4 protein-coding genes are annotated in these 4,724 nt (G+C 63.3%); 2 read left to right on the forward strand and 2 right to left on the reverse strand.

The annotated features are described in order from the left end of the window. The coding region (locus tag EOB59_RS33595; protein ID WP_128290221.1) for an MFS transporter at positions 1 to 765 on the reverse strand (765 nt) is incomplete at its 3' end. Positions 766 to 899: 134 nt separating this feature from the next. After that, on the reverse strand, positions 900 to 1,802 hold the full coding sequence (locus EOB59_RS33600) for a DMT family transporter (protein ID WP_348639554.1): 903 nt from the start codon (positions 1,800 to 1,802) through the stop codon (positions 900 to 902). A gap of 79 nt (positions 1,803 to 1,881) precedes the next feature. Between EOB59_RS33600 and EOB59_RS33605 the strand changes: the two genes are divergently transcribed. Continuing rightward, positions 1,882 to 2,748, forward strand: a complete 867-nt coding sequence (locus tag EOB59_RS33605) for a LysR substrate-binding domain-containing protein (RefSeq protein ID WP_128290222.1) — start codon at positions 1,882 to 1,884, stop codon at positions 2,746 to 2,748. 138 nt (positions 2,749 to 2,886) lie between these two features. Beyond that, a complete protein-coding gene (aspS, locus tag EOB59_RS33610) occupies positions 2,887 to 4,674 on the forward strand; it encodes an aspartate--tRNA ligase (RefSeq protein ID WP_164873999.1) in 1,788 nt (595 codons plus the stop codon). Positions 4,675 to 4,724: the final 50 nt, after the last annotated feature.

Consider the following 4,724-nt stretch of genomic DNA (forward strand, 5'->3'; position numbering starts at 1 on the left):
GAGGTAGCCAAGCGGATACTGGATGATGGCGCCGCCAAAGATGCCGACGCTGACGAAGGTGACGACATCGGCGACCGACATGCCGATCTGCTCGGCATAGACCGGCGACAAGGTGCGAAAGGCGCTGTTGGTGACGCCGACGGCGATGCAGCCGAAGCAGCCCAGCGGCGAAATCCGCCAGACGCGCGCCAGGTCGAGCTTGACCTCTTCGGGTGGTGCCGGGTTGGAGCGGTCGCCGAGCGACACCGGCACCAGCGACAAGGTGATCATCATCGACATGATGGCGAAGATGGCGAAACCGCCGGCGCCGAAGACCGGGATCAGGAACTGGGCTGATGTCACCGAACCGATGTCGACCATCCGGTAGATCGCCAGCACGCGTGCCCGGTCGTGATTGCCGACGCCGGAATTCAGCCAGCTTTCGACGATGGTGAACAGCCCGGCGAAGCAGAAGCCGCCAGCAAGGCGCACCGCGCACCACATCACCGGATCGATGACCAGCACCAGGAGCAAGGTGCCGACCGAGGCGATTGCCGCCAGCGCCGAAAATGCCCTGATATGGCCGACCGCCTTCATGATGCGGGTGATGGCCAGGCAGCCGAGCAGGAAGCCGGCGAAGTAGAAGGTGCCCATCAGGCCGATGTCGGAAGCCGAAAACCCTTCCTGCGCGCCGCGCAGCGCGATCAGCGTGCTCTGCAGCCCATTGCCGCCGAGCAAGATGCCGGCGGCGAGAAGAAGCGGGATCATCGGGCGGATGGAGGACATGAAGAGGCGATCACGTGTCGGTGATCCCTTCTTGGACCATCGCCCTGGCCAACGCCAGCAGCAATTCCCTGCGCCAACAGGGATGATCGCTGTATTCGCCTGGATTCGTTTCCCCCGTTTTGCTTGGTCAGCGCTCAGGGCTGCCTTCGACGTGACTGCCGATCGTCGGGCCGCAGGCCAAGCCGCTCGGCTGCTCCCGTTGCGACGCCTATTCCTGCGAGGACTGCCATCAGCCCGACAATCAGGTTCGCGCTCACTTGTTCGCCCAGGAAGACAACACCGAAGATCGATGCCGTCACCGGATTCACCGCAACGGAGACGGCAACCAGTGTCGGCGGCGCGCGCTCGAGCGCGAATGCCCAAAGGAAGAAAATGAAGGCGCCGCAAATTATGGCCAGATAAGCGCTCGCGATCCACTGAGGTGCACTGAGAGTGGCAAGTCGCGCGAAGCCTCCGCTCGAAACCACCAGGACCGATAGGCAGACCGCGCCCACGCCCATGCCAAACGCCACGAACGGGATTGGCGCGGTGCGGGATAGAAATGGTCTCGACCAGACGTTGTAGAGCGCCATGCAGAAAGCGGCCGCGACCATGAGAAGATCTCCGCGCCAGGCATCTGGGGGAGCAGTCGTCAGGCTCGTGCCGACCGCTACGGCCACTCCTGCCATTGCGATCAGGACACCGACGATCTTGCGGATGGTCGGCGGCTCGATCTTCATAACGGCCGCGGCAAGCATGGTGAGCAGGGGCAGTGTCGAAAGCGCGAGCGCACCTCGCGCGGCCGTCGTGTAGACAAGGGCGCCATTGAAGAGCACCGGAAACAGCCCGAAGAACAGAAGACCCAATGCACCGGTGCCGAGCCAGTCGCTCTTCGGCGGCCAAATGTCCCGCCGCCAAAGGGCTACGGCGGCCAAAACCAGAAAGCCGCCGCCGAACCGGACCGCACCGATAGCGAGAGGATCGAGCGTGCCCGCGAGATATCGCGTTGCGCCAACGGCGGTGCCCCCAAAAGCGCTGGAGAGAATCGCGGCGAGCACTCCTGTGATTTCCATGGTTCCCGACCTTGCTGGCTCGGAACCGGGAATATCGGGAAGGCGGGCCATAAGGAATCGAATAATGAGCATCCCGAATCTGGATCCGGACCTTCTGGGGGCCTTCGTCGTCGTTGCCGAGCGCCTCTCGTTCACGCGAGCCGCCGAGCAGCTCAATAGAACGCAGGCGGCCGTCAGCTTGCAGGTGAAACGTCTTGAGGAGCGCATCGAGACCATCTTGTTCGCGCGCTCGACAGCCCGCGTTGAACTCACCGCCGCCGGGGAGGGCTTTCTGATCGATGCCCGCCGCATACTTGCTCTCAATGAGCAGGCGATTGCGCGTGTTTCCGGTCAGCAGGTGGCCGGACAGGTTCGCATCGGGGTCATGGAAGGTTATGGCACCAAGATCCTGCCGCGCCTCCTTGCCGGCATCGCCGAGCGATTTCCGTTGGTGCAGGTCGAAATGGAGATTGGTCTCACCACCCGGCTCCTGAAACGGCTTGGGTCGTCGTTCGACGCCGTCATCGCCATGCACCCGGAAGGCACAACCGAGGGGGATTTGATATGCCGCGAAAGGGCGATTTGGGCGGCGGCGGCGACGCGGGCCGTCGAGGAACTCGATCCGCTGCCCGTCGCTCTGTCGAGCCCCGATTGCCTGTTTCGTTCCTGGGCCATTGAGGCGCTCAACAAGGCAGGCCGGCCATGGCGGTTGGCCTATGTCAGCCCGAGCCTCTCAGCCACGGAGGCAATTGTCGAACAGGGCCTGGCGGTCACCGTGGTTAAAGGCAGCATGCTTGCGCCAGGCCTGCGAGATGTCCATCCCGGCCGGCATGTACCGCCGCTGCCGGGGGCGGAGATTCGCCTTCATCGTGCCGCAACGTCGTCCGCCAGCGCTGCATTGGTCGTCGATCACCTTGCTCAGCGTCTTCGCCTATCGGCACTGGGCTCATAGGTCGCCTGGGAAAGCGGGGCCGAGATATCAACCCGGGCTGTTGCCTTGACAAATCCGGCCTCCCATGCGCTTTTCGCGCAAATTTTCAGGCCGGATGCTTCGGCCTGCAACCCAGCACCCCGGACCTTACCAATGACAATGCACCGTTACCGCAGCCATACCTGTGCCCAGTTGAGGAAGAGCGACGTCGGCTCGACCGTTCGCCTGTCGGGCTGGGTGCATCGCGTGCGCGATCATGGCGGCCTTCTCTTCATCGACCTGCGCGACAATTATGGCCTGACCCAGATCGTCGCTGATCCGGATTCTCCTGCCTTCAAGGTCGCCGAAACCGTGCGCGGCGAGTGGGTCATTCGGGTCGACGGCGAGGTCAAGGCGCGTTTGCCCGAGACCGCCAACGCCAATTTGCCGACCGGCGAGATCGAGATCTTCGCCCGCGAGATCGAGGTGCTGTCGGCCGCCAAGGAATTGCCGCTGCCGGTGTTCGGCGAGCCTGACTATCCCGAGGATATCAGGCTGAAATACCGCTTCCTCGATCTGCGCCGCGAGACGCTGCACAAGAACATCATTGCGCGTACAAAAATCATCGCGGAAATGCGCAAGCGCATGGGCGAGGTCGGCTTCACCGAATTCTCGACGCCGATCCTCACCGCGTCGTCGCCCGAGGGCGCGCGCGACTTCCTGGTGCCGTCGCGCATCCATCCCGGCACCTTCTACGCGCTGCCGCAGGCGCCGCAGCAGTACAAGCAGCTGATCATGGTGTCGGGCTTCGACCGCTACTTCCAGATCGCGCCCTGCTTCCGCGACGAGGACCCGCGCGCCGATCGTCTCCCTGGTGAGTTCTACCAGCTCGACCTTGAAATGAGCTTCGTCGAGCAGGACGACGTGCTTTCGACCATGGAACCTGTCATGCGCGGGGTCTTCGAGACCTTCGCCAACGGCAAGCCGGTGACGCAGAATTTCCAGCGCATCCCCTATGATGTGGCCATGCGCAAATACGGTTCCGACAAGCCGGACCTGCGCAACCCGATCGAAATGCAGGCCGTTTCCGACCATTTTCGCGATTCCGGCTTCAAGGTGTTCGCCAACATCCTGGCCAACGATCCGAAGGCCGAGGTGTGGGGCATTCCGGCAAAGACCGGCGGCAGCCGCGCCTTCTGCGACCGCATGAATTCCTGGGCGCAGGGCGAGGGCCAGCCGGGGCTGGGTTATATCTTCTGGCGCAAGGAGGGTGACAAGCTCGAAGGCGCCGGCCCACTCGCCAAGAACATCGGCGAGGAGCGCACAGAGGCGATCCGCCTTCAACTCGGCCTTGCCGACGGCGATGCGGCCTTTTTTGTCGCCGGGGATCCGAAGAAGTTCGTCTCCTTCGCGGGGGCTGCGCGCACCCGTGCCGGCGAGGAGCTGAACCTTGTCGACCGCGAGCGTTTCGAACTGTGCTGGATCGTCGACTTCCCGTTCTTCGAGTGGAACGAGGAAGAGAAGAAGATCGACTTCGCCCACAACCCGTTCTCGATGCCGCAAGGTGGCATCGATGCGCTGAATGGCGAGGACCTGCTCGGCATCAAGGCGTTCCAGTACGATATGGTCTGCAACGGCTTCGAGATCGCCAGCGGCGGTATCCGCAACCATCTGCCCGAAACCATGGTCAAGGCATTCGAGACGGTCGGGCTGGATCGCGCCACGGTCGAGGAGCGCTTTGGCGGCCTCTACCGCGCCTTCCAGTATGGCGCGCCGCCGCATGGCGGCATGGCCGCCGGTGTCGACCGCGTCGTCATGCTGCTGCTCGGCGCCAAGAACCTGCGTGAGATCACCATGTTCCCGATGAACCAGCAGGCCTACGATCTGTTGATGAACGCACCGTCGGAAGCGAGCCCGCAGCAGCTTCGCGACCTGGCGCTGCGCGTTGCCGTGCCCAAGAAGGACTGACGGCGGCGTTGCAACTGCCCTTTCTCCCCGTCTCTATACGGGGAGAAATG

Origin of the sequence: Mesorhizobium sp. M7A.F.Ca.MR.176.00.0.0, from assembly GCF_004023165.1 — a bacterium.
GTDB lineage: Bacteria > Pseudomonadota > Alphaproteobacteria > Rhizobiales > Rhizobiaceae > Mesorhizobium.